The sequence below is a fragment of the Paenibacillus sp. 1_12 genome, assembly GCF_900114475.1.
Lineage (GTDB): Bacteria > Bacillota > Bacilli > Paenibacillales > NBRC-103111 > Paenibacillus_S.
Window position 1 is genome coordinate 191,803 of the sequence record NZ_FOTE01000010.1, and the last position, 26,167, is coordinate 217,969.

Consider the following 26,167-nt stretch of genomic DNA (forward strand, 5'->3'; position numbering starts at 1 on the left):
AAGATCACAACCTATTCTTTGCTGTATTGGCAATGGTTTGAAGCGTATCGTGAGGCATCGGTCCGTTCACCAGCTTAACGTTATCCGGTTTACTCTGGTATAAAAGCTGATACATGGCTTCCTTACCGCTCCAACTGGATGTATGCAAATAAATTTCACTGGGAAACCGCTTTGAAGAAGCTAGGAAACTGGCTACCTGCAGTCCGGTTGGCTGACCCCAGCCCAGATCAAAGTCAAGAGACAAGACGCCAACCTCGCATTCCTGCAGCAGTAATATACATTCGTCTGCATTATGGGCTGCTACAAAACCAACAGGGCACAAGCGTACGTCGTCCAAAAAAACATGAATGATAGCAATCACCCTCCATAGATTCTCAATGAGCAGCATGGCATGACCGTACCCCTCCGAAACTACCTCATGCAAACATTGTATAATATTTTTGCAGCCTTGTAACGCTTCGAGCTGAAAATGATGAAAACACACGTCTCCATTATCTATATATTCCCATTAAATGATCTTAAATATGCCAAGTTGACAGGCTTTTTTCCACATTAAATCAAGTTATCCATAGACATGCCAAGATTTGATTTTAATTGACCTTTGCTACGAGCAGCATTCGGTTTCTTAACAGCTCTTGACTGATTGTTGACACGCATAGACTTTTGTCGCAATCTTTGGATTCGTTTTTCCAAATCCGCAATCCCAATCTCATGCTTATTTTCTAGTGATTTGGTTGCTTGGCGTTTTCCAACAGTTCTAGCGCCTCCAATGCCATAGGAACGCTTCAATGACTGCTGCCGCCACGCTTTATCAAGTGCTTGTTCAGCATAGGTTAAAGCCACACCGTATTGCTTCTCCCGATGCTCGTAATGCATGGACAACTCAACATACGCGTCTAATGAAGCGGTCGTCCGATCTCCCTTTCGCTCCACATACAACTCCCACATCTCACGTGCCGCTATGTAGCGATGTTTCTGCTTATATACCTGGGCAAGCGGTAGTAGATAGTCATCTGCTCCTTGCTCTGCCACAGACTCTGAGCCTATTAACCGCTCTGCTAGACACTCCAATGCCTGATCTGCCAACCATTGCTGGCCCAACTTGTCCAGCCACACACCCAGCCTGTACAGCTCTTCAAGTCCCATATCGATAAGATTGCTTTTTCCGCTCAATATCCTTGCAAAATGTATGGATAGACCTGCTAATGATAAAATATCGAGTTCATTATGAATAAATACGCCCTCGACAATGGAGACATTACGTTCCGCCAAATACTGAAAATACAGCACAGGAGCGAGAGCACCGGAAACATCATCCTTGCGGACAACACCAAGGCGCTCCTCCTCAACCTTACCCAATCGGCATGAGGGCAGTGTGTGCTTCCATAGGCTGCGAGATGGATACAAAAAGTCAAAATGTCCCGCAATCGGGTTTTCCAGCTGCATCCGATTCAAAATATAACGATTCTTAATGATCGGCCAATCAAAGGTTTTACCGTTATACGTCACCAAATAAGGATGTTTGGCTATTTTCTCGTGTAGATGATGAAGCATACCTAGTTCTTCACCTGGATCACGAATAAACATCTGCTCCACGATAAACTGCCCTTCCTCATAGAAGCCGATACCGATCATAAAAGCCACATTACCCGCACCTATGCCAAGACCTGTAGTCTCTGTATCGAGATAAAGTAATTTTTCATGAGTAAGACCATCAAGCTCGTCTGTGGACTCTTCATTTCCCAACAGATGAAGCAGTTTGTCGGATTGACTTGCTAATTCACTCAGCACGTAACGGCCATGCACCGCCTGTTGGTCGTACCGCCGTCGCCTCATCACAAATGAGCCCCATTCGTTGTGTTCCATATGAGCGTCTATGACAGACCATTCCCCACTCTGCTCCGAATCATCCGGTACAGGTGCTGGTTTCGCTTGGTTTCCCGTAGATTTGTGGCGCAGCAGCCTTTCACGAAGCATACTCATGGTGCTACCTCCAGTCGACGCAGTAAGCTGAGAGAAAGCTGCTTGCCCAACAACCCAACCTCTTCAATGGGCCCGACACAAGCTGGACATCCACTTAAACATGGACAGTTTGAAATCAATCTCTTTGATTCGGCGATTAATTCACCATGGACGTCATAGAGTCGTTCACTCAATCCAACACCTCCAGGATAACGATCATAGAAAAATATCGTTGGCAGCTTATTGTGAATTGCGCGCACCTGCGGTACAACGCGAATGTCCTGCGGATCACACATCAAATAGAGCGGTGCGATATGCACCAGTACATTAGATAGACCAAGCAGTGCAAACTGCATATCATTAACTGTAGTATTTGCCGAGGCTTCCTCCGAAAAAGTAAACCAATAGGAACTGGTATGCAGCTCCTCTTCGGGTAAATGGATCGGACCTGAACCAATGTTCTCGTGAGTCCGCAATCGGATTTTTTTGAAAATAGTCGGCTTTGCATTTAGAGTCACTTCGCCATAATTACGCTGCAGTCCATGTTCTTCTACTTCACGGTGTACATGAAGCACCTTTAATTGAACGGCCATACTTGCATCAGTATAATAATCGACATTAACTTGGCGTACAAATGCCTTTTTTTCCTCATAATCAAGCTTTTCCACCTGAAACTGAATGCCCTCATGGATATATATAGCTTCTTCATGAATCATAGTAGGTGCACTGAACCGATCCACCTCACCTATAACTCGCGTACCATGAGTTATGTCTACAATCACGAAGTTTTCTTGGGCTGCAGAGCGTAATGAAATATCGTGGGCGGGAAATGATTGATCCATCCAATACCATCGATTCTTAACAACATGGAGTATGTGCTCCTCTGTCAGAAATTCCAAAACATCCTTCAAGGATTCTCCGCCAAACTGCTCACCCTCTTCAAAAGGAAGCTCATACGCCGCACATTTAACGTGGTCGACCAGTATGATCAAGTTATCGGGATGAATTCGCGCCTGCTCAGGTGGACGTTCAAAAAAGTATTGCGGATTCTGGATCATATATTGATCAAGCGGATTGCTGCTCGCAACAAGAAATGTAATTGAGCTTTCCTGCCTCCTGCCCGCACGTCCGGATTGCTGCCAGGTGCTGGCTATCGTTCCAGGGTATCCGTTAAGCACACATGCCTGCAGCTGTCCGATATCGATACCCAGCTCCAGCGCATTCGTACTGACGACTCCACGAATTTCACCATTACGCAAGCCACGTTCGATTTCCCTGCGAAGCTGTGGCAAATACCCTCCACGATAGCCGCGTATCGACTTCTCACCCAGTTCGTGCTTAATCAGATCCTGTAGATAGGTTAGCAGCAGCTCAACTCGAACACGACTTCGTGCAAATACGATCGTTTGTACACCTTGCTTCAGCAGCATTCCAGCAATTTTACGAGTTTCCAATACGCTGCTCTTACGAATACCCAACTGCTGGTTTACTACAGGAGGATTATAAAAAACAAAATGTTTTTCACCAGCCGGAGCTCCATTGCGATTAACTAATGAAACCGGTTCGCCGATCAAACGCTCAGCGTGCTCCTGCGGATTATCAATGGTTGCCGATGCACATATAAATTGTGGAGAGGAGCCATAGAATCGACAAATTCGTTTAAGCCTTCGAATCACATTAGCTACATGGCTGCCAAATACACCGCGATATGAATGTATTTCATCAATGACGATATATTTAATATTCTCGAACAGCTTGACCCATTTGGTATGGTGGGGAAGAATGGCGGAATGAAGCATATCGGGGTTCGTTACAACGATATGTCCCGCATTGCGAATAGCCTGCCGAACTGTTGGAGGTGTATCCCCGTCATAGGTGTGCGTCTTGATATCCGCTCCCATTCGATTGACGGTTTCCTGAAGCTCTGCTACCTGATCCTGGGCCAATGCTTTGGTTGGAAACAAATAAAGCGCACGAGCGCTGTCATTGTTCAATATCTCCTGTAGCACCGGCAGATTATAGCAGAGGGTTTTACCGGATGCGGTTGGGGTGACAGTAACCACGTGGTGACCTGCCGCCGCCTCACGAAACGATTGCTCTTGATGCGTATACAATCCCTCGATCCCTTTGGACTTCAGCGCGGCTAATAAAACTGGATGAAGCTCTGACGGGAATGCAGCATACATCGGATCACGTGGCGGAATCGTATGCCAATGCGTGACCTGAGACATCAGTTCTGGGGTGTTTCTAACTAAATCGATCATTTCATCTATGGATTCAACCTTACCGGTTAATGGGTTCATAGGATTCAAGCTCCTCATTCAAAAGCCGAATTGTAGTAGCTTATATTATAGCGAATGTACGTTCTTATATCAATTATTTGTTTCAATATTTATTTTTCATATTCCGAACATATAAAAAGCCCTGAACGGAAAACCATTCCGTCAGAGCCAGAAGTAAAGCTAGTTCAACAAACCTTATACAAAAAAGAATTACAGCATATCAGAAGAATCATCGTAATCGTAACGCAATCCATCATGTTCTACCTTTTGCAGATAAGTACCGTTGAAGGCCGCAGCCGAATTGCTTTGCAGCTTGACTAACACTTCACGAAACTGCTGCGTCTTTGAATCGTTACCTCCCATACGCATGGCCAGATGCAAGGCTTGTTCGATTACTGCAATATCGTGACTTGTAAAATCCATGCTGCAGCCCTCCTGTAGTAGTTTTTCACCTAAACTAGTATGACCCAAATTTTAGAGAATATGCATATTTTAAGATGAAACAAGACGTATATTCTCAAGCTCTAAGTTCTTTTCTATTTCTTCTTTTACATCGATTTCAAATCGTTCTTCTGCATTAAACCAGTAAAACCATTGATCCGGATGCTCACGTATGACTGATTCCATATAACCATTTAGTAATCGTGTAGCTTCAGACCGCTGTGAAGTCTGGTAGCTGGCATATAAATGCAAGGGCCGCTCAAACGTGAGACAATGATTGAATCCCCTATCTCTCCGTCCATGAAAAGGAATGATCGGCACTCGTTGATCAATCGACAATAATGCTGCACCCTCAGGTGTACGACTCATTCGCCCAAAAAATTGAGACTTTGGAAAGGTAGGCCGCCAAAAATCCCCAAGTATGAACACAACTCCATTGCTCTTCAGATGTTTTCTTAACTTACGAAGCAACAACAGTGGCGGCGTACTATCGTAATCCAATCCTTCACAGCCCATCTGCTGAAACTGTTCATATAGCGGCCGCAGCTCAGGACTATCGGTAGTCGCTATCGTGAGACAGTTGTACGTTTGACTCAGGTACCAGTAATAATAAAAGAAATTGCCTTCATGTGGAGCGTAAACGATAGCGCCTCTTCCAAGCTGTAGTGCTTCCTTAAGATAATCCTCACCTTCAGCTCGAAATCGCCAGAAATCACTTCTGTCAAGACGTTTAGAATCCACAACGATTTCATACAGAATAATGATCAGATTTCTAAAAAAACGATGACGTATTTGAGTTAACTCCTCGGTGCTTCGAGTCTTAAGCAAAAAGCGCAAGTTGGTCTCGACCTTTTTACGCATTTGCCTGCCGAAAAATGAATACTGTAAAATAAACGCAGCGCATTCACATAGTATAAGTATACAAGGCTTGGGTACCCATCTGCTCCATGCTGCCAATCTTTGTATTATTAAAGGATTTGCAGTTATTTTACCAATCCATTCATACATAGATTGCCTCCCGCATTACTATTTATTGTTTTAGAAAATGCTTTTTATATTTTCGTGCCAAGCGATCCTTCTCCAATACAATGAAAAAATCTACCGTCTCAAACCACTTATCGTAAGCTGGATCACCTCCGATTTCCGCTCCCAAATATTGATACCCCTTCATAAGAGGAGGCAGATTGCGAAAAATTTCTTTTTCATCCAGCTCAATCATGACCTGCTGCAGCCCATCGATACGATGCGACTCCAAAGGCTGGATACCATAACGGTCTGTAAGTACCTGCTTGATGCGCAGCATGCTATAGATGACGTTTAGATCCTCAATGGAGTTCACGTGTACACTTGCACAGCCAATTAAATACTGATAATGATGCTCGGCAATGTATTTCGCGATACCTTCCCATAGCAGTTGGATTGCTTTACCACCGCGGTAAGCTGAAGCAATGCAGCTTCGCCCCAACTCCAGTGTATGCGGCTTGCACTCTTGAAATGAGCTCAAGTCAAACTCGGTTTCCGAGTAAAAGCCGATACTCGCCATTGCGCGTAAACCCGGTAAAAGTCGGTACGTCCCCACAATTTGTTCCCGTTCCAAATCCGTTATAATCAAATGATCACAAAACATATCGTACTGATCCTGTTCCAAGCCACTTTCATTCAACATTTGCAAATTCTTTTCCTCTTCAACAAACACCTGATACCTTAAACGCATGGCTTGCTCGATTTCCCACGAATTGGATGCCAATTTCACAGTCAAGTTAGATAGAGGTACCGGATGAGCAGCAGTCGGAATCATCATCAACACGCCCTTCTTCAAGAAAGTTGATTTAGTGATACCTCTAGCGTAACAAACAATTATTAAGTTGACATTTTCGTGTTATGAATAATTTGTAAGCTTTCTTGGGCAAATAAAAAAACCTCAAATCATTGAGGTTTTTCGGATATAGACATTAGTGCAGCCAACTATAAAGAGGAATAAATAATAGCGAAGTTATTATCGCAGCTGCGCCCATCGAAAATCCGCTAATGCTGCCTTGAAGCTCTGAATCTCTTATAACCCTTGCAGTTCCGATTCCGTGGGATGAGGTACCCATAGCCACCCCTATCGAGATATCGTCACTGACTCCAACTAGTCGCAACAGACTGCGTCCAAACATGCTGCCGAACAGTCCGGTCAGTACCGTCAGTACAGCCGTTAGCTCTGGAATGCCTCCGGCTTTTCGTGATATTTCGAGTGCAATTGGTGATGTCACTGACTTCGGCATCATTGTCACCATAAGCTCCACGGTACCACCAAGACTCCATACCAGAACACCTGAAAGCAGCAGAGCTGAAATGGAGCCTATTGTGATTCCACCCAAGATAGCTGCAAGACTGGAACGGATGCGCCGAGCATTTTTATATATCGGGATACCCAAAGCAACGGTTGCAGGCCCCAGCAGCAAAATCAGGAAATCGCCACCAAGACGATACGACTCATAAGGGATATGGGCACACAGCATAAATCCTATAATAAGGCCTGAACTGATAAACAGCGGATGAAGCCATTTCCACTTTTGGTTTAACTTGAGAGCTGACGCATAGGCAATAACTGAAAGCGCAAGCCCAAACATGGGCTGCTGTGGAAAATCATGGAGACTCATTACTTTTCTCCTTTCCCTTCAACAGCTTGACACTCCAGCCTGTAATCATGAGCACTCCAATCGTACTTACAAATAGACTGACAAGCAATTGAACCGCATTTGCCCCGATATAAGGAAAGAATACCATCGTTCCGACAACAAAAGGTATAAAAAATAACAGCATATGCTTAATCAAAAACTCTCCTGCATCCTCTACCCATTCAAGTTTAATGAGCTTAAAAAAGAGACTCATTGTAAATAGTATGAGCCCTATTACATTTGCTGGGATGGGAACCTGTAATCCCGTTTGAATTACCCATCCCAGAACATAATATCCAATTAATATGGAAAACCCTAACAACTATTATCCCTCCGAAAGGCGGCTAAGACAACTTGCAACCTGTTTGATATCTTACTGGCAGAAGCTGAAAAGCCCTAATTATAGCTCCTTTTGACACGCGGCACCTCAAAGCTCCAATGGTCACGGGCCAAATAAACGTCTTCAAAAATTCGCTTCGCTTCCTCACTTAAAAGAGCAGCCTCTTCCTTCTGATAGCGCGAGCTAATATGCGTTAAAATCAAAGCATGTGCTCCGGCTTCTAGCGCCGTACGAGCAGCATCCACCGAGGTCGAATGATCGTAGGCAACGGCCAGATGCTTCTTGCCCTCTGCGAAGGTAGCCTCATGAACCAAAACATCTGCATCACGAGCAAGCTCTAGCGAATATTGGCAAGGCTGTGTGTCACCTAAAATGGTTACGATCCTGCCCTGAACATCAGGTCCGATAAAATCCTTTGCCTTAAGGATTGTGCCATCCTCCAAGGATATATCCATTCCCTGCTTGATTTTACCAAACATAGGTCCTGAAGTGATTCCAAGCTCCTTCAGCTTATCAGCTTGCAGGCTGCCTTTTTGCGGTTTCTCTACGATCCGGTAGCCATAGCTTTGAACCCGATGAACAAGTGGCGCGATGTACACCTCAAATTGCTTATCCTCGAACAATAGCTGCTGATCGGTTGGTCCGAATTCAATAATCTTAAGCTCATAGGTTAAATGAGCCTGACTTACAGCCAATGCAGTGCGGATAAATAACTCCGTACCCTCAGGACCGTAAATCGTAAGCGGGTTGTCACCACCCTGATATGAACGGCTCGTCAATAGTCCTGGCAGTCCATACAAATGATCACCATGCAAATGAGTAATAAACAGCTTCTCCAGCTTGCTCGTCCGTACAGGAGAACGCAGAATCTGCTGCTGAGTCCCTTCTCCGCAATCGAACATCCAATAGCTGTTGTTTTCGGCCAACAGGTTCAACACGATCGCAGACACATTTCGTTCTTTCGAAGGCATTCCTGCCCCGGTGCCGAGAAAATATATTTCCAAGCTCATCTTCTCCATTTCCTAAGTCGTGCTGAGTCTCTATACATAGTGAAGGAGTCGAGCCCATATGACCCCACTCCTTCACTAGTATGTCCTAGACTTTATCCACGTTAAAATAGCGTGCTTCCGGATGCGCAAATACGATTGCTGATACGGATGCTTCCGGCTCCATCATACTGCCTTCAGTCAGCTCGATACCGATATCCTCCGGCTTCAATAAAGCAAACAGCTGCTCCTGATCATCCAGATTTGGACAAGCAGGATAACCAAAGGAGAAGCGTTGACCACGATACTTGGCGCCAAACATCTCGCCCATGGTCATACCAGCCGGATCCGGGAATCCCCAAACATCACGCATCATTTGATGCACTCGTTCCGCTAATGCCTCCGCTGTTTCAAGTGCAGTAGATTGAAGAGCATGTGAACGCAGGTAATCACCCTTTTCTCTCCACTCCTGTGCTTTCTCGCTTATGCCATGACCAGCTGTAACGACCATGAAGCCAATGTAATCCATTTCGCCGCTATCTGTAGATTTCAGATAATCAGCTAGACAGAAGAAGGGTTCAGTCTGCTGTCTCGGGAAAGAGAATTTCTGCAGCACTTTGGTCAGATCATCCTTGTCATAAATGAAAATATCGTCACCCGATGATTGAGCCGGGAAAAACTGATACATACCATGTGCACGGATAATACCCTCTTGCTGTGCTTCAGCCAAAATCCCGTCTACGGTTTCTTTCAGTTGAATAGCTTTTGGGTCTTTATCTGCAAGCAGTTTATCGACTTTGCCTTTCAAGCCAAGGTGATGACCAAGCAGCATCTGCATATTGATATAAGGCATTACATGACTCATTGGATAATCGCGAATAACGCGTCTTTCCAGGCTTGGCGGCACTTGTACCGGCAGCGTGCGGTCAATTGTCGATTTAAGCACACGGGTCAAGACTGGCATTGTTTCTGCCTTTTTACCAGACTCCTTGACATCGGATTCCATTGCATCTCGTAATTCATCAATTAATTGCTGCTTTTGAATTGGATCGCTCAGCTTGTTGGCAATATCCAAACCATCCATCGCATCTTTGGCATAAAGCACTACGCCTTCGTACTCAGGTGCAATACGCGTTTTGGTGAATTTTCTCGTCAATGCTGCCCCACCTACAAGAATAGGCACATCAATTCCTGCAGTTTTTAAATCCTGAGCGGTAATGACCATCTGCTGTGCAGATTTAACGAGCAGGCCCGACAATCCGATAGCATCAGGCTTTTCTCTGCGGAACGCTTCAATGATTTGATCTGGCGGAACCTTAATACCCAGGTTAATGATTTTGTAGCCATTGTTGGATAAAATGATTTCCACCAAATTTTTCCCAATATCGTGAACATCGCCTTTGACAGTCGCCAGCATGATAGTTCCTTTAACCGCACTATCCGCTCTTTCCATAAACGGCTCCAGATGGGAGACCGATGCTTTCATGACCTCCGCACTCTGCAGCACCTCTGCTACAATCAGTTCGTTATTATTAAACAGTCTCCCTACCTCTGCCATCCCTGTCATTAAGGGTCCGTTAATAATATCCAGCGGTGCATAAGTGTTCATCGCTATATCCAAATCCGTTACAAGGCCTTCCTTTGTACCTTCAACTACATAAGACGCCAATCGTTCTTCAAGTGTAAGATTAGAGATTTTCTCCTTCTTATCGACCTTTTTCTCACGGAAATGAGCGACAAATTCTGCAAGTGTATCGTCATTAGTCTCAAAGATCAGCTTTTCAGCAAGTTCTTTCTCATGATCTCCAATGGATGCGTAACGCTCCAGGTTTTCCGTATTCACAATGGCAAAGTCTAAACCCGCTTTTGTACAATGATACAAGTACACCGAATTCAGAACCTCACGTCCAGCAGGCGGAAGACCAAATGATATATTACTAAGACCAAGAATCGTTTTACATTCAGGAAATTTTTCTTTGATCATTCGAATACCTTCGATGGTCTCGACAGCAGATCCAATATACTGCGGGTCCCCTGAACCTACTGGGAACATATTCGGGTCAAAAATAATATCTTCCGGGTTCATTCCATATTTCTTGGTCAATAGCTCATAAGAGCGTTCGGCTACTTCCATCTTGGCTTGCCGCGATACAGCTTGTCCGCGCTCATCGATAAGAATCATAACAACAGCAGCGCCATATCGATGTATTAACGGCAAAATAGCTTCAAATTTGCTCTCGCCATCTTCCAGGTTAATCGAGTTAATAATTGCCTTACCTTGCGAATATTTCAAACCCAGCTCGATGATATGATCATAGGTCGAGTCAATCATCAATGGGACTTTAACTTTTTTGACAACCTCTTTCAAAAAGTTTTCCATCGCATACACTTCATCTATATCGGTATCCTGTACGTTGATATCAATGACATAAGCGCCATTTTTCACTTGTGCACGGGCTATTTCTGCTCCCTCTTCAAACTTTCCTTCTTTCATCAATCGTTTGAACTTACGGGAACCCGAAATATTTGTACGTTCTCCAACCATATAAGGACGGTTCGCATCTTCAATATAGACGGTTTCAATACCCGAAACTGCCGATAAATGAGAAACGGCTTGCTCACGAGGTTTATACTGAGATAAAGTCTCGGCCATGGCACGAATATGATCAGGGGTCGTTCCACAGCAGCCGCCAGCAATATTAAGCCAGCCCTGCTCGGCGAATCCACCCATTTTCTTAGCAAGTGATTCAGGTGATTCATGATATTGACCATTCTCATCCGGTAATCCGGCATTCGGATAACAGCTGACAGCCGTAGTAGCGAGTTCAGACAAGGAACGAATATGGTCACGCATAAACTCAGGTCCCGTTGCACAGTTAAGACCAATGGAAATCGGTTTTAAGTGCTCCAGCGAGATATAAAAGGATTCGATATTTTGACCCGCAAGCGTTGTACCCATCGGCTCAATCGTTCCGGAAATCATTAATGGAAGCGTAATTCCCGTTGTTTCAAAAGCACGGCGAATACCAATGCTGCCCGCTTTTACATTTAAAGTATCCTGAGACGTTTCAAGAAGCATTGCATCTACACCAGCTTCAATCAGTGCTACAGATTGCTCATAGTAGCTGTCAACCAGCTCGTCAAAAGTGACGCCACCAGTTACGGAAAGTGTTTTGGTAGTTGGTCCAAGTGCACCTGCAACGTACCGCGGCCACTCCGGTGTGCTGAATTTGTTAGCTGCTTCTACGGCTAGCTTTGCAGCAATCAGATTCAACTCTCGGGCTCGATCTTGTAAATCATATTCAGCCAGAACGACACTAGTCGATCCGAATGTATTCGTTTCGATAATATCAGCGCCTGCTGCAAAATAAGCCTCATGTATTTTCGAAATAACGTCAGGACGTGTAATGACCAAATATTCGTTGCATCCATCAAGGTCTTCACCACCAAAATCTTCTTCGGTTAGGTTTTCTTGTTGGATCATTGTGCCCATAGCACCGTCCAAAATCATAATTTTCTTCTTAAGCTGTTCTTCTAAAGCTATTTTGCCCATACTAATCTTCCTTTCAACGGCAACCGTCCAATTGTAACCCTTAGTGTACCAGAAACCACCCATCATGAAAAGATAATGCGACCACAATCCCGATGAATCAAATAAAGTTCAAACAATTTACATTTTCTTATTATTCACATCGGAATTATCAATGAAACAGATCGACAGAAGCATGAAATTCTATTATAATGTAGCTTAGAAACTTATTAAGGGTAAAGAAAGAGGGATGACCGTGGCTGAAATCCGTATTCGCAATACTAATGAACGCATCTCTGGTGAAAGTAACGTTCAAGCATTTTTGGAAAAGCAGGAAGTACTTTACGAACATTGGAATGCTGGCAAGCTTCCTGCAGAATTGCAAGAAAAATTCATATTGTCCGATGAGAATAAAGCGCAAATTCTATCGACATTTGACGAAGAAATTCAAGAAATTGCGGCAAGACGCGGTTACAAAACATGGGATGTTATTGCATTGTCCGAAGCAACACCTAATATCGAAGAGCTTCTAACAAAATTCGAACAGGTCCATACCCATACCGAAGATGAAGTACGTGCTATTGTTTCTGGCAAAGGCATTTTTATTATAAAAGGCACTGATGATGTAGGCTATTTCGACGTTGAATTGGAAGCAGGAGATGTTATTTCCGTTCCCGAGCACAAGGCTCACTTTTTCACGCTAATGGATAATCGCCAAATTGTCGCTATCCGATTGTTTATTGAAACTGATGGCTGGATTGCCCATCCATTTGCGGACGAATCCTTTCAAAAAGCATAATCCGTTATCATCTATAAACACAATATGAACAAAACCCGTCAGCCTGTTACTCAGCGCTGGCGGGTTTTTGTTATCCAATTAGACTTTTATACCTTATGAACTTATGGAATCAATAACTCCTTGAATTTCACGTAAACTTGTGATCTCATAAGCAGGTATGATTTCGTCGTCTCTTTGTAAAGCATGTCGATTAATCCACATGTTGCGCATATGGATTCGGTTTGATCCCAAAATATCGGTTGTGAGCTTATCACCAATCATAACCGCTTCATCAGCTGAAACCTGAAGCAGGTCAAGGGAGTGATTAAAAATCGACGTAGCAGGCTTGCCTTCTCCGTGATTCCCTGATATAACAATATGGTCAAAATAAGGTGCAAGCTCAGGAACACCAGCCAGCTTTTCCTTCTGTAAATCAGGAGACCCGTTAGTTAAGAGCAACAGCTTATAGCTGCCTTTTAACTGATCCAGTACCTCGAACGTTTCCTCATATACAATGGGGCGACTGCGACGTTCCATTGGAAATCTTTCCCCAAGCTCATAGCCAAGCTTTGCATCTTCAATACCTAAAGCTTTAAGACCTCGGGTCCAAGATTCGGTACGATATTGAGGCGCAAGCTGCTCAAGCTTTCGAAAATTCTCGTTATCGCCTTCAGTAAAGTTAGCCCACAATCCTTCAAAAGGATTGATACCGATCATTTTGGTAAAAGCAAAGGTGTCGTATGACTCATATAGTTTCCTCGCTTCTTGTCTTACCGCCTGCTCGAGTCTTTCAGGGTCTACATCCACTTGCTTTGCTGCAGCTAAACAAGTTGCTTGAAAAGCCTCTTTCACACTACGATCATCCCATAATAACGTATCATCCAAATCAAATAAAACTGCCTTAATAGCCATTGAGCCTCTCCCTCTCTACTCCACCTTCAAAGGTACTGCATGATTAGCGGCGAATTCCTTCAGCCGCTCTGACATCGCCGAAATATCCATTCTGTGATAAAAACGTGTAAACGTCCACTTTACTTTGCTGCTATTCAGTGAAATGATTACAGAATCGGAAGATAATGCGATTTCTTTAATATCCGAAACAGGTACTCTCTTATCTCCAGTAAACCGACGGCTCCCCAGAAAATCTTTACCAATTTTAAGCTGCGGGCGTCTAACACCAAACATGAACAAACTCAGTAACATATAACTACCGCCTGTTAACCAGTACAAATATTCATCTTGATTCGTATTCTGAAAAGCAATAAAACAAAAAATACCTACGCAAAATAAAAATAATGATAGAGTCCAATTACGCCCCTTAATAGTAACCGAACCATCTGATACAGCTTGGCTGATCGTTGGCTTGCCATGTTTAGCCCTACTTTTGTTGACTACTTTCGTATTTTTCTTAACCATTCGTTCCCACTTGCGAGACATAGGCAATCTCCTTTAATGTACGGGCTACACTTCTCTTTTAAATTTTTCTATAAATCGGTACGGATAATCATCCTCAAGAGCACTAACAGCATCCAAGCGATTCCAATGATCTGTTGAAAGCTGCCAACCCGTGGCGCCCATGTTTTCATGGTATTGCTCCAACGTTCTTGCACCAAATATGGGTGAAGTAATACCCTTTTTATGTATTAGCCAATTCAATGCTACCTGAACAGGTGTTTGTTCAACTTCAGATGCAACTGCAAGGACTTCCTCAAGAATTCGGAAGTTTTTCTCCGAGTTGCGTAATGCCCAGCTGCTTTCTCCAGCTTTAGCTGAAAGCCTTCCTTCTAGCGGAGCTTCACCTCGTGCATATTTACCGGATAAGAACCCGCCACCAATAGGTCCCCAAGGAATGACACCTACATTTTCTTCTATACATAATGGAAGTACTTCCCTGTCCATCTGTCTGGACACCAGACTATACTGGGGTTGATTGGAGATAAACCGAGCATATCGATGATGATCACTGACGCCAAGAGACTTCATAATTTGATACGCCAAAAAGTTGGAGCATCCGATGTATCTGACTTTTCCAGATGTCACCAAATCATCCAACGTACGCAAAGTTTCTTCAATCGGTGTAATTTGATCCCAGACATGCATTTGATATAAATCGATGTAATCCGTATTTAAACGTCGTAAGCTTGCTTCTACCCCGTCTAAAATATGCTTGCGTGACAAGCCGACATGATTTACATTATTCGCTGTTGCAAAACGTACCTTCGTTGCCAAAATTACGTCTGAGCGGCGACCGCTGATTGCCTTCCCTACAATTTCCTCAGAACGTCCCGATACATACACATCCGCAGTATCCAAAAAATTCCCGCCTTGATCCAGAAAATCGTGGATCATGGACGTTGAGTCTTCTTCGCTTGTTGTATTACCAAAGGTCATGGTACCTAAACACAGTTCTGATACCACAACCCCGCTTTTACCCAATACTCGATAATGCACGCAACGATTCACCCCTAATTAATTGTGTTGTTTCGAGTCACCATCCGATTGATCCTCATCGACAAATTTAATTGTCTCCAACTGATTGCGAAGAGAGCCCTTAAAAGCTTCTATATAACGTTTACGAAGCTCATTACGTTCTTCCAGCTCATCATCTGTCAGACCTACTGTTTTGGCCTTGCGTGCCAATTCATTGATCCGTTTAATATATGGCTCTGTTCCATTATCCATGTGAATCCTCCCGATCTTATACAAAAATGCTTGTTAAATGCATCAAAGTATACTTTGACATTATGGAATAGCATTGTCAAGAGTTAAGGAGGTGTTCGTAATAATTCTCAGAGCTAGAACGACAAAACCGACATACAAAATTAAAAATTATACTTAAGGTAGTCTAAGTCTTTGTCCTTCTTGAAGTATGCTTGATTTTAATCCATTCAACTTCTTAAGGTTGTAAATATATTCACGGACATCCTGTCCATTATGTACATGCATAGTGGCAATCGACCATAAAGTATCGCCCTTAACGATTTCAACTGAATATTCAATAGGCGTGTTATCCGAGGAAGCATACGCATCCTGATCCCCACCAAGCAATGAAACAAACAAGCTGATCAAGAGTATGATGACCGCCAATGCGAACAAACCTGTATATCTCAGAAGTATTTTTTGAATAGGAATAATGGAAACGTAACGAAAAGGATAGTCACACGTTTCCTTCGAAATAGGATCTCTCTTTGATAACAGTTGTTCATTCATGTACATAACAGCGCCCCCAAACATTTGTTCTGTTTTTAAAATAACACGAACAAATGTTTGTGTCAATTGAAAATTAGAACTTATGTTTGTACGAACTCCGGTTCTATGTTATACTCTCACTAGTTATTACCAAGCATTGGAGTGATCCTAATGAGTAAGCTATCCATTCGACAATTGGCAATCTTGGATTTTATTAAGAATGAAGTGAAAGATAAAGGATATCCACCTTCCGTTCGTGAAATTGGTGAGGCAGTTGGTCTAGCATCTAGCTCTACTGTACATGGACATTTAGAGCGATTGGAGAAAAAAGGACTTATTCGTCGCGATCCTACCAAGCCAAGAGCCATTGAAATTACGGACGGCTCTCTGACAGACGGCAGCAGCTTTGCATTATCTGTTGTTCGCGTACCTTTGATCGGACGTGTTACTGCAGGTGTTCCTATCACTGCTACTGAAAATATCGAAGATTACTTCCCGCTTCCAAGTCATTATGTTGGCGATTACAATGTGTTCATGTTGAGTATTGAGGGCAGCAGTATGATTGATGCCGGCATTAACGACGGGGATTACGTTATCGTCAGACAGCAGCAAACGGCCAATAACGGAGATATCGTTGTCGCGATGACTGAAGATGACGAGGCTACTGTTAAGCGCTTCTACAAGGAAAAGGATCATATTCGTCTGCAGCCTGAGAATTCTACCATGGAACCGATTCGTTTAAAAACCGTTACTATTTTAGGAAGAGTCGTAGGGTTGTTCAGAGACATTGTTTAATCATCATGCAAATATTAAAGCTGACATCAGGACTACCTTCCTGGCTGTCAGTTTTTTTTATGTGCAGTATACAAGCGCCTCTCTAACATAAAAAAGAAGCTTCCCCTCAGTAAAATTTCTACTTTTGGGAAGCTTCTTGCACAATTGTTTATTCAAAGAGAATTATAATGATTCACATGAGGATACAAATCTTAGTAAAGCGTCAAGTACTGCTCGCGCTCCCAAGCATGAACCTGAGTTCTGTAGATATCCCACTCGATCTCTTTAAGCTCAATAAAGTGAGCCAAAGCGTGGTCACCTAGTGCATCACAAATCACATCATCACGCAGCATCTCTTCCAACGCAACCTTGAGATTAACCGGAAGACTTGGGATCCCTTGATCTTCGCGCTCTTCCTCCGTCATAACATAAATGTTCCGATCTGTAGGGGGAGGAAGTTGCATCTTGTTCTTGATTCCGTCAAGTCCGGCTTTTAGCATTACAGCTAACGCCAAGTATGGATTAGCAGCAGGATCGGGATTACGAACCTCGACACGAGTACTTAAGCCTCTGGACGCAGGAATACGAATCATCGGACTCCGATTGCTGGCAGACCAAGCAACATAACAAGGAGCTTCGTAACCAGGAACCAGACGTTTGTATGAGTTTACGGTTGGGTTGGTAATAGCTGCAAACGCACGAGCATGGCGTAAAATGCCTGCCATATAGTATCTTGCTGTTGCACTTAAGCCCAGCTTGTCATTTTCATCATAAAATGTATTCGTGGAACCATTAAACAACGACTGGTGAGCATGCATACCAGATCCATTCACACCGAACAATGGTTTTGGCATAAATGTAGCATGCAAACCATGCTGTCTGGCAACGGTTTTGACAACCAGTTTGAACGTTTGAATTTGATCGGCTGCTTTGATCGCATCCGCATATTTAAAATCGATCTCATGCTGACCTGGAGCTACTTCATGGTGAGAAGCTTCAATCTCAAATCCCATTTCCTCCAACGTCAGTACGATTTCACGACGGCAGTTCTCACCAAGATCCATAGGAGCCAAGTCAAAATATCCGCCTTGATCATTCAATTCCATAGAAGGATTGCCATTCTCATCGGTTTTGAACAGGAAAAATTCTGGCTCTGGTCCTACATTCATAGCTGTGAAGCCCATATCTGCGGCTTCCTTCAACGCATTTTTCAAGATACCGCGCGGATCTCCAGGAAAAGGTCTTCCATCCGGCAAGTAAATATCGCAGATTAAACGAGCTATGCGATCTTCAACAACCCATGGAAAAATAACCCAGGTACTAAGATCAGGATATAGATACATGTCGGATTCTTCAATACGAACATAACCTTCAATAGAAGAACCATCAAACATCATTTTGTTATCCAATGCTTTTTCCAGCTGGCTAATAGGAATCTCCACATTTTTGATCGTTCCAAGCAAGTCGGTAAATTGCAAGCGAATAAATCTTACATTTTGTTCCTTGGCTATCTTGATGATGTCCTCTTTTTTATAATTCTTTTCAGTCACGGTACAAGTTCCTCCTTAAATTATGCGAACCATCTGCAATTTGGGGATATACACGTATTTCATTAAAAAGGAAAGCGCTTATTTTTTGAAAAATCTGGAAAGCTCGCCTTGGATCAATGACACCTGTCCCAATCGTTTACCTCCACCAAGCAGCTGCTGCTTTAACATCCGGTGAAGCTGTGAATCCGTCATTTCTCTGCGTTTAACTTCCGATTGCTCATTAAGAACAGTTGCATCCTCTGAATCCTTGGACATAGGCAGCAGCACTTGCTTAATTCCAGCGATATTCACGCCTTTCTCAATCAAGTCTTTTATTTCCAGCAATCGTTCTACATCATTAAAGGAATAGAGCCGCTGGTTACCGCCAGTCCGAGCTGGTATAATTAATTCATGTTGTTCATAATACCGAATTTGCCTAGCTGTTAAATCTGTCAACTTCATTACGATACCAATGGGGAATAACGCCATATTACGACGTATATCATCAGCCACGACTCATCACCTCTGTGTACTTAAAACCTATCCTCATTTTACTCTTCCTACATAAATGTGTCAAGTTATGTTAGGTTCATGCAAAGTATAAGTCATTATTTTAATAAACCCTGTTCCATCATGCTGCTCAGCGCGGTTAATACACCAAGCTTACAATGTGAATACGTCAATCCACCTTGCATATAAGCAATATATGGTTCACGAATTGGAGCATCTGCAGATAGTTCTAGGCTCCCGCCTTGTATGAAAGTGCCTGCAGCCATGATTACCGGATGCTCATAACCAGGCATTGCCCAGGGCTCAGGAACCACGTGCGCGTCTATGGCTGATGCTTGCTGAATGCCTTGAACAAAGGCTATCAAATGCTGGGCGCTTGTGAATTTTATCGCTTGAATCAGATCCGTGCGCTTGTCACTCCAGTGTGGATGTGTTACGAATCCAAGCTGTTCAAATACAGCAGCTGCAAAGATAGACCCTTTGACGGCTTGTCCCACCAAGTGGGGCGCCAGAAACAAGCCTTGATAAATACCGCGGGTAGTATCCAGCATGGCTCCAACTTCTCCGCCAATACCAGGAGCAGTCAAGCGATAGGAAGCTAACTCCACATACTTGAGCTTACCTGCAATATAACCGCCTGTTGCAGCCAAGCCCCCCCCCGGGTTTTTAATTAAGGAACCTGCCATCAGATCTACGCCGACCTCAGTCGGTTCCTGAAGCTCCGTAAACTCACCATAGCAATTATCGACAAAAACGATTACATCCTCTTTTAGTTCTTTTACAAACCGGGACATCTCTTCAATTTCTGAGATATGGAATGAAGATCGCCATGAATAGCCACGGGACCGTTGAATGCCAATAACCTTGGTACGTGGTGTGATGCTGCTGCGAATCGTTTCATAATCCGGTTTTCCATCCTCCAAAAGAGCAACCTCGTTATAAATGATTCCCCAATCCTGTAAGGAGCCCTTGCCATCCTGAGGTTTTCCAATCACCTTGTGCAGCGTATCATAGGGCCGCCCTGTGATCATGAGCAGCTCGTCACCTGGACGAAGCACCCCGAATAATGCCGTGCTGATGGTGTGGGTTCCAGACACAAAATGAGGCCGCACCAGGGCAGCCTCCGCTCCAAATACATCCGCATACACTAGATCCAGCACCTCACGGCCTCGATCATTATAACCATACCCTGTAGAACCAGCGAAATGGTAATCACTGACTTTATGCTTTTGAAATGCGCGGATCACCTTCCACTGATTCTGATCAATGATCCGTTCCACTTCTTTAAATTTACCCTCAATCCGCTGTTCGGCAAGCTCCATCCATGCCGTTATGCGTTCATTAAACATACAACTCATTCTCTCCCTCGTCCATTACCTGATCTGTGGCGTATGAAGTTAATAAATGACTGATCTTTTCGTATTCCTGTTTGTCTATACGGACCTGGAATACCATATCATTACCTTCCACTTCATTCTCCAAAACTTCGCCAATCCGGTACATTAATGAAATCATATCGCCCTTCTCAACAGGAATCCGAAACTGCTTGCTATCTCCCATCAAGCGGGCTTCAATAAGTTCACACACTTGTGCCAGATCGTTTTCATTATAAGCGGACATCCGCAAGAAGTCACCCTCTGTAGAGAGCATTTGTATTTGTTCAGGTGTACATTGATCAATTTTGTTAAATAAAGTAATCTGATCTTTCCCATGTGCTTGGAGTTCCGTAAGTACTTGTTTGACAACGCGCATCTGTGTTTCCATCATATCAGCTGAGCTATCTACCACATGTAAAATAAGGTCAGCCTCACAAACTTCCTCTAAGGTAGCACGGAAAGCAGCGACCAGATCATGCGGCAAATTTTGAATGAATCCAACGGTGTCCGTCAATACAATTTCCTTACCGCCAGGCAGCTTCAGCATCCTTGAGGTCGGGTCGAGCGTTGCGAACAATTGGTTCTCCACATATACATCAGCATCCGTCATCTGTCTTAAAAGTGTGGACTTCCCAGCATTTGTATACCCCACAATGGCTACCTGGAACACACCCGTTTTTTTCCGGCGTTCTCTGTGCAGATTGCGATGCTTTACAAATTCAAACAACTGCTGCTTGAGCTCATCAATTCGATCTCGAATGTGTCTGCGGTCAGTTTCCAGCTTGCTTTCCCCCGGCCCTCTCGTTCCGATACCGCCACCAAGGCGTGACAGATTTTTTCCTTGACCGGATAACCTCGGCAGCAAATAACTAAGCTGGGCCAGCTCTACCTGTATAATCCCTTCGCGGGTTTTGGCTCTTTGGGCAAAAATATCCAAAATCAGTTGAGTTCGATCGATAATTTTCACATCCAGAAATTCTTCCAGATTCCGCACCTGAGCTCCGGACAATTCTTGATCAAATATAGCCGTATTGGCACCATGCTCATCAATGAGATCCTTAAGCTCGGAAGCTTTGCCTTTTCCTACAAACCATTTGGAATCAATCTTTTCCTTGTTTTGCGATAAGGTGGCCAATACTTCTACGCCTGCGGTTTCAGCAAGGCTAACTAGCTCTGCCAAGGAATATTCTGCGGAATAAGACTGCTCTCTTTTTTGCTGCGGGGTAACGAGGCTCATAAGAACGGCCCGTTCCAATTCGTGATCAATGCTGTGTGTGGTTGTTTTCATAAATATTTATGGGTCTCCTTTGATTGTTTTCTTTCCAGCTTGACGTCTTCAGCTCGAAGTGTCATCAAATCCTGCTTACTGGGCTGCTGGACATGGCTATTCAGCAAACGTACGGCATGGTTTCGCATCGCTTTTTCAATTAAATTACGTACAAAACGTGCGTTGCTGAAAGAAGCTTCGGAATCATTCTGCTGCTTTTCGCTGATGATTTGCTGCCGTATTTTGCTCTCAGCTTGTGTATTCAATACGTATTCCCGTTCCTTGATCATCATTTCAGTAATTTGCATGAGCTGTTCGACTGTGTAGTCAGGAAATTCCAGATGGATCGGAAAACGGGACGGAAGTCCAGGATTGGTCAGTAAAAATTGATCCATTTCTTGCGAGTACCCTGCCAAAATCAAGATGAAATGATTTTTGTGATCCTCCATCGCTTTTACAAGCGTATCAATCGCTTCCTTGCCAAAATCCTTTTCACCGCCGCGCGCCAAGCTATAGGCTTCATCAATAAAAAGCACACCACCAATAGCCTTTTTTACCATTTCTCGCGTTTTTAATGCTGTGTGCCCTATGTACTCACCCACCATATCAGCGCGCTCTACCTCGATAAGATGACCTTTACTCAACACACCCATCGTTTGCAGCAATTTCGCTATGATACGTGCTACCGTCGTTTTTCCAGTACCCGGATTTCCTTTAAAAACCATATGGTACACCTGCGTATTCGCCGTCAACCCCACCTCGGCCCGATAGCTGGCAACCCGAAGCAGTGCATAAATTTCGAACACAAGCTCCTTGATTGACTCCAAACCGACCATCCGGTCGAGTTCTTTCATAATTTCCCCAAATTGACCTTGCTGGGATAATGGCTTACCGTGAAATTGAGGCTCGGAATCAGGTGCTGCAATGGGTTCCGAGTTGCGTAATATCACATTGATTTGATGAGCATTTTGTGTAATTTGGATCTGGTCTGTTGGCAGGACACGTCCACTCATGCATATCACCTCTTTACTTGGTGTTAGCAGTATACGCAGAAGCCCAGATGAATGTGCTCATTTTCTTCCTCTATTGTATAGTGAAACGTCGAAATTTCAAAACATGCCCGTCCACCGCTGCTAAAAATGCTTGTCAGTATCCCAAATTCGCTCCATGGAAAGCAAGCTGCTCCGAATAAAGGTAAGTCTGTATACATCTGGATTTGTCAACCGACTCCAATCTTCAAAACCAGACTGCTCCTTATAATAACCCAGCAGGAGAGCCATCAAATTGCCGTGCGTGACTACAGCAAACGTGTGCCCATCTGACGCAAGCAATTCCTCCATAACGGAAACAACTCGCTGTGATGCTGAATGGCTGGATTCTCCACCAGGATAGCACAACAGCTTATCGCTGAAGGTCCGCTCCAAATGGTTACGCCAATTCGCCATGGACTCACTGCTTAACACTCGTTCGGAGAGTCGATTATCAATAACAACCCCTTGTCCAGTTCGCATGGCAACAGACTTAAGGGTTTGTTGTGCTCTCAACATAGGACTTGACCGGAATTCATCAATATGAATAATCGATAACATTCGGCCTAGCTGCTCTGACTGCTTCATGCCCTCAGACGTCAGGAATGCTTCTGCTGCTTGCCCTTCGGCCTGTGCATGACGAATTACATATATGGTCTTTAAAGCATCTTTAAGCTTATTGTAAGCCTCCCAGATAGGGCGTGTCACTCGATCCCATCTATTCTCATCCGATAGCGGCACCCATTCGGCTGAAACAATGGTTTGATTGTCCGGGTGTTGAACATCGATAGCTAGTTGACCACCAACAATTTCCACGAGGAATGTATATTTGGATTCCGAGCGATTGAGCAAATGTGTAATCCTCACGTCATATCCAGTTTCTTCCTTCACCTCACGAATACAAGCCTGCTCAGGTGACTCACCCTGCTCAATCCCGCCACCGGGAAAGTTCCATACCAAATCGCCTCGTTCTACATATTCGTTAAGCATAAGCACGGACCCGTCTTTAATAAGCAAAGCTTGTGCCAGCATCCGATATATCACCTCTTTTATCAATCTTACATCCTGATCTAAGTATCGTACAATGACCAGACAGAAGATGATAGAGATTTTTTATTTATTAGTCAATGTTTCATACAAAAATCCGAACATAAATCAGGTTTAGCAAAAAATATATTGAGTTTTTATTCATTAAATAGTATATTTATGCAATTATTATAAAATCATATTAGGAAGGATAGTGCACATGAATTCAACAAGCTCCTCCCCCGATCAAACTCAACTTCAGTTTTATCAGCAAATTGAACGATGTGCTTTTAACACATGGCCTGCAGCCACAAATGCTAAGCAGGGGGATTGGGTCATGCGTGTAACAGATGGCATCACAAAAAGAGCAAACAGCATCTGGACAGGCGCAGGCAATTCAATTCCTAATGGAAATTGGCTGATGGAAGGACTGCACTTTTATCAAACACATGGGCTTCCAGTTCGGTATCATATCAGCGATGCTTCCCCGGTGGGGCTTGATGCTTTATTGGAACGGGAAGGCTTTCTCCAGGAAACTCCCTGTTCAGTGCTAATTGCTGATACAGAGCAGGTCATCTCCCGTACTTCATCTGAATTCAACAATCTGAGCGCAGAAATCCTGTCCTCTCACAGTGAACAATGGTTGGCTGATTTCATCGAAATGGAAGGCTTTGATAAGAGCAAGTTGTTTTTTTATGATTCACTGTTTTCACGTATTACCCAACCCAAATGCTTCTGTACACTAGAATGGAATGGTCAATGCGCCGCAGTTGGTACGGCTGTCGTTGAAGCAGGCTGGGCCGGACTTACGAATATTGCTGTAAAATCCGAGCTTCGGGGACAAGAAATCGGTAAGCGGCTGCTGAATGAGCTAGCCTCGTGGAGTATGAACAACGGCGCACAACGAATGTACCTGCAGGTCGTTAATGATAATGAGCCCGCGCACCGTTTATACCAAAAAGCAGGCTTTACTTCCTTGTTCCAGTTCCATTATCGCGTTCAACCTTAAAATGATCATCTTGATTGATCATAAAAAGAGTAAGGTTCCAACAAAAAATTGCTGGAACCTCTTCCCTCTTCATTTATAGTTCAATCAAAATTACTGTTTTAGTTTAGAGCTTTACGATAATTCCCAAAATACTACTGTCGAAAGAATAATTGATATTCTTTTTAACTTTTTGGATTTTATTGCCGACCATTTATTGTAATGAACAGTTGATCGAGCATCCATTTGCCATGAGCCAATGTTTCACGAATCAAGTTCCAGCTATTATTCACCGCTTTGGAGTCTACTGGAAAAGCCTCTACCTGCTCGTAATTCAAAAATGCAGCCATCTCCATCGCTCTGAGCATATGATAACGGTGTGTAATAACTACCGCTGAGTGCCAATTCTGCTGCTTCATGATCTGTTGACTGAACAATAAGTTTTCATAAGTACTAGTTGCTTCCTGTTCCATCACTATCACGTTGTCCGCTATACCGCGTTCCAACAAATAATTTCTCATTCCCTCAGCTTCGGTCAAATGAAACTCACTTCGATCCAAACCGCCAGATACAATAATATGCTGGATCTTCCTCTCTTTAAAAAGCTTAATGCCGCCCTCCAGACGTTCGCGCAGTGAAGGTGTGGCAGCGTTATCTTTTAAAGAAGAACCTAATATAATACCTACTTCTCCATGAGCTAAAGTATTGTCTGGAACATTAGCCATTCGGTATTGCAGGATGGTCACCCATAACAGTCCTACAACAGCACACAACCCTATAATTCTTCGTGTCCGTTTCCACGATGGCCGCTGCTTCATCATTTAGTCAAAAATCGTTCAACAGAATGAAATACAGACAGCGCACCAGGCTCCAGACAAATCATATGACGAGCTTCAGGAAAAAACTCAATTTCCTTTTCCCCTTGAAGTTGATTAAATAAATAATGAGCACTTTTCGGATGAATAATACCATCCTGTTCGCCTTGTGCGATTAATGTCGGCACTTTAATCCTCGGCAATTCAGGACGCATTTGTTTATTCAGCATTAAAAACTGCCTCGTAGCCTTAAATGACGTCCTTTTTACCTTTCCCCAATTCGACCAGTCGTCCATTCGAATCCTACGCACCAGATCTCTCATAAATCGGTAAGGACTAAAATAAAAGACTGCTGCGTTTAACAAAACAAGTCTACGGATTGGATAACGATTGGCAATATAAGCCGAGATCAAGCCACCCATTGAAAAGCCAATCAGATCGATCTCTCCATACAGCGTGATTAAGCTGGAAGCTTCCTTAGCGGAAGCCTCCAACCAATCGTGCCAACTTGTTTCGCCCAATGTTCTAAGCTCAGGGTCATGTCCAGGTAAAGTTGGTACATGGCATATGGCGCCCAGCTCGGTTAAATACGCTGCCAATGGAGTCAGTTCATAAGGCCCTCCAGTAAAGCCGTGGAGCATAAGGCAATGTCTATTTTCCAAGGCTGCACCTCTTTAGCTAACAAAG

At 43.7% G+C, this 26,167-nt stretch carries 26 protein-coding genes; 3 read left to right on the top strand and 23 right to left on the bottom strand.

Annotated features, from left to right (window positions below):
* Positions 1-4: 4 nt before the first annotated feature.
* The 10 genes from BM210_RS21870 to metH form a co-directional block, all read right to left on the bottom strand.
* A complete protein-coding gene (locus BM210_RS21870; protein ID WP_256223909.1) occupies positions 5-388 on the bottom strand; it encodes a cyclic-phosphate processing receiver domain-containing protein in 384 nt (127 codons plus the stop codon).
* 164 nt (positions 389-552) lie between these two features.
* The gene (locus BM210_RS21875) at positions 553-1,983 is read right to left on the bottom strand and encodes a ribonuclease H-like domain-containing protein (RefSeq protein WP_091173448.1); all 1,431 of its coding nucleotides are present in this window, start codon (positions 1,981-1,983) and stop codon (positions 553-555) included.
* A complete protein-coding gene (locus BM210_RS21880) occupies positions 1,980-4,265 on the bottom strand; it encodes a DEAD/DEAH box helicase (protein WP_091173450.1) in 2,286 nt (761 codons plus the stop codon). The genes BM210_RS21875 and BM210_RS21880 overlap by 4 nt, the downstream gene beginning before the upstream one ends.
* A gap of 189 nt (positions 4,266-4,454) precedes the next feature.
* Positions 4,455-4,667, bottom strand: coding sequence for a hypothetical protein (locus BM210_RS21885; protein ID WP_091173451.1), 213 nt, complete (start codon positions 4,665-4,667; stop codon positions 4,455-4,457).
* 69 nt (positions 4,668-4,736) lie between these two features.
* The gene (locus BM210_RS21890; RefSeq protein WP_091173453.1) at positions 4,737-5,693 is read right to left on the bottom strand and encodes a lysophospholipid acyltransferase family protein; all 957 of its coding nucleotides are present in this window, start codon (positions 5,691-5,693) and stop codon (positions 4,737-4,739) included.
* Positions 5,694-5,715: 22 nt separating this feature from the next.
* Complete coding sequence (locus tag BM210_RS21895) at positions 5,716-6,486, bottom strand: GNAT family N-acetyltransferase (protein ID WP_256223910.1); 771 nt, start codon at positions 6,484-6,486, stop codon at positions 5,716-5,718.
* 151 nt (positions 6,487-6,637) lie between these two features.
* On the bottom strand, positions 6,638-7,330 hold the full coding sequence (locus BM210_RS21900; protein ID WP_091173455.1) for an LrgB family protein: 693 nt from the start codon (positions 7,328-7,330) through the stop codon (positions 6,638-6,640).
* Positions 7,317-7,670, bottom strand: a complete 354-nt coding sequence (locus BM210_RS21905) for a CidA/LrgA family protein (RefSeq protein ID WP_091173458.1) — start codon at positions 7,668-7,670, stop codon at positions 7,317-7,319. The genes BM210_RS21900 and BM210_RS21905 overlap by 14 nt, the downstream gene beginning before the upstream one ends.
* 74 nt (positions 7,671-7,744) lie before the next feature.
* Complete coding sequence (rnz, locus tag BM210_RS21910; protein WP_091173601.1) at positions 7,745-8,692, bottom strand: ribonuclease Z; 948 nt, start codon at positions 8,690-8,692, stop codon at positions 7,745-7,747.
* Positions 8,693-8,783: 91 nt separating this feature from the next.
* Positions 8,784-12,227 carry a methionine synthase gene (gene metH, locus BM210_RS21915; RefSeq protein ID WP_091173459.1) on the bottom strand — a complete coding sequence of 1,148 codons (3,444 nt, stop codon included), beginning with the start codon at positions 12,225-12,227 and terminating at the stop codon, positions 8,784-8,786.
* A 232-nt stretch (positions 12,228-12,459) separates the two neighbouring features.
* Between metH and BM210_RS21920 the strand changes: the two genes are divergently transcribed.
* Positions 12,460-13,002 carry a 1,2-dihydroxy-3-keto-5-methylthiopentene dioxygenase gene (locus BM210_RS21920; protein WP_091173461.1) on the top strand — a complete coding sequence of 181 codons (543 nt, stop codon included), beginning with the start codon at positions 12,460-12,462 and terminating at the stop codon, positions 13,000-13,002.
* Between the two features lie 93 nt (positions 13,003-13,095).
* On the opposite strand, the gene BM210_RS21925 is transcribed toward BM210_RS21920, so the two are convergent.
* From BM210_RS21925 to BM210_RS21945, 5 genes are all read right to left on the bottom strand, one after another.
* Positions 13,096-13,893: an HAD family hydrolase gene (locus tag BM210_RS21925; protein ID WP_091173463.1), complete on the bottom strand. Its 798-nt coding sequence runs from the start codon at positions 13,891-13,893 to the stop codon at positions 13,096-13,098.
* Positions 13,894-13,908: 15 nt separating this feature from the next.
* Complete coding sequence (locus tag BM210_RS21930; RefSeq protein WP_091173466.1) at positions 13,909-14,418, bottom strand: hypothetical protein; 510 nt, start codon at positions 14,416-14,418, stop codon at positions 13,909-13,911.
* A gap of 24 nt (positions 14,419-14,442) precedes the next feature.
* The gene (locus BM210_RS21935) at positions 14,443-15,432 is read right to left on the bottom strand and encodes an aldo/keto reductase (protein WP_091173468.1); all 990 of its coding nucleotides are present in this window, start codon (positions 15,430-15,432) and stop codon (positions 14,443-14,445) included.
* An 18-nt stretch (positions 15,433-15,450) separates the two neighbouring features.
* Entirely contained in the window at positions 15,451-15,663 is a 213-nt protein-coding gene (locus BM210_RS21940) for a DUF896 domain-containing protein (protein ID WP_091173471.1), read from the bottom strand.
* Between the two features lie 153 nt (positions 15,664-15,816).
* Positions 15,817-16,197 carry a LysM peptidoglycan-binding domain-containing protein gene (locus BM210_RS21945; protein ID WP_256223912.1) on the bottom strand — a complete coding sequence of 127 codons (381 nt, stop codon included), beginning with the start codon at positions 16,195-16,197 and terminating at the stop codon, positions 15,817-15,819.
* 144 nt (positions 16,198-16,341) lie between these two features.
* Here BM210_RS21945 and lexA point away from each other — a divergent pair, with 144 nt between their 5' ends.
* Complete coding sequence (lexA, locus tag BM210_RS21950; RefSeq protein ID WP_091173473.1) at positions 16,342-16,965, top strand: transcriptional repressor LexA; 624 nt, start codon at positions 16,342-16,344, stop codon at positions 16,963-16,965.
* Between the two features lie 191 nt (positions 16,966-17,156).
* Here lexA and glnA read toward each other — a convergent pair whose 3' ends face one another.
* The 6 genes from glnA to BM210_RS21980 all read right to left on the bottom strand — a co-directional run bounded on the left by glnA (position 17,157) and on the right by BM210_RS21980 (position 23,686).
* Positions 17,157-18,494: a type I glutamate--ammonia ligase gene (glnA, locus tag BM210_RS21955; RefSeq protein WP_091173475.1), complete on the bottom strand. Its 1,338-nt coding sequence runs from the start codon at positions 18,492-18,494 to the stop codon at positions 17,157-17,159.
* A gap of 78 nt (positions 18,495-18,572) precedes the next feature.
* Complete coding sequence (locus BM210_RS21960) at positions 18,573-18,986, bottom strand: MerR family transcriptional regulator (protein WP_076228527.1); 414 nt, start codon at positions 18,984-18,986, stop codon at positions 18,573-18,575.
* 95 nt (positions 18,987-19,081) lie between these two features.
* A complete protein-coding gene (locus BM210_RS21965; RefSeq protein WP_091173477.1) occupies positions 19,082-20,332 on the bottom strand; it encodes a methionine gamma-lyase family protein in 1,251 nt (416 codons plus the stop codon).
* Positions 20,325-21,647 carry a GTPase HflX gene (gene hflX, locus BM210_RS21970; RefSeq protein ID WP_091173480.1) on the bottom strand — a complete coding sequence of 441 codons (1,323 nt, stop codon included), beginning with the start codon at positions 21,645-21,647 and terminating at the stop codon, positions 20,325-20,327. Before hflX ends, BM210_RS21965 begins: the two co-directional genes overlap by 8 nt.
* Positions 21,644-22,639: an AAA family ATPase gene (locus BM210_RS21975; protein WP_091173482.1), complete on the bottom strand. Its 996-nt coding sequence runs from the start codon at positions 22,637-22,639 to the stop codon at positions 21,644-21,646. Before BM210_RS21975 ends, hflX begins: the two co-directional genes overlap by 4 nt.
* Before the next feature lie 120 nt (positions 22,640-22,759).
* Positions 22,760-23,686, bottom strand: coding sequence for a histidine phosphatase family protein (locus BM210_RS21980; RefSeq protein ID WP_091173483.1), 927 nt, complete (start codon positions 23,684-23,686; stop codon positions 22,760-22,762).
* A gap of 214 nt (positions 23,687-23,900) precedes the next feature.
* Between BM210_RS21980 and BM210_RS21985 the strand changes: the two genes are divergently transcribed.
* Positions 23,901-24,689, top strand: coding sequence for a GNAT family N-acetyltransferase (locus BM210_RS21985; RefSeq protein WP_091173486.1), 789 nt, complete (start codon positions 23,901-23,903; stop codon positions 24,687-24,689).
* A gap of 176 nt (positions 24,690-24,865) precedes the next feature.
* On the opposite strand, the gene BM210_RS21990 is transcribed toward BM210_RS21985, so the two are convergent.
* Positions 24,866-25,486, bottom strand: coding sequence for a YdcF family protein (locus BM210_RS21990; RefSeq protein WP_091173487.1), 621 nt, complete (start codon positions 25,484-25,486; stop codon positions 24,866-24,868).
* Positions 25,483-26,142 (bottom strand): alpha/beta hydrolase, encoded by a 660-nt coding sequence (locus BM210_RS21995; RefSeq protein WP_256223914.1) that lies wholly within the window; start codon positions 26,140-26,142, stop codon positions 25,483-25,485. Before BM210_RS21995 ends, BM210_RS21990 begins: the two co-directional genes overlap by 4 nt.
* Between the last annotated feature and the right edge of the window lie 25 nt (positions 26,143-26,167).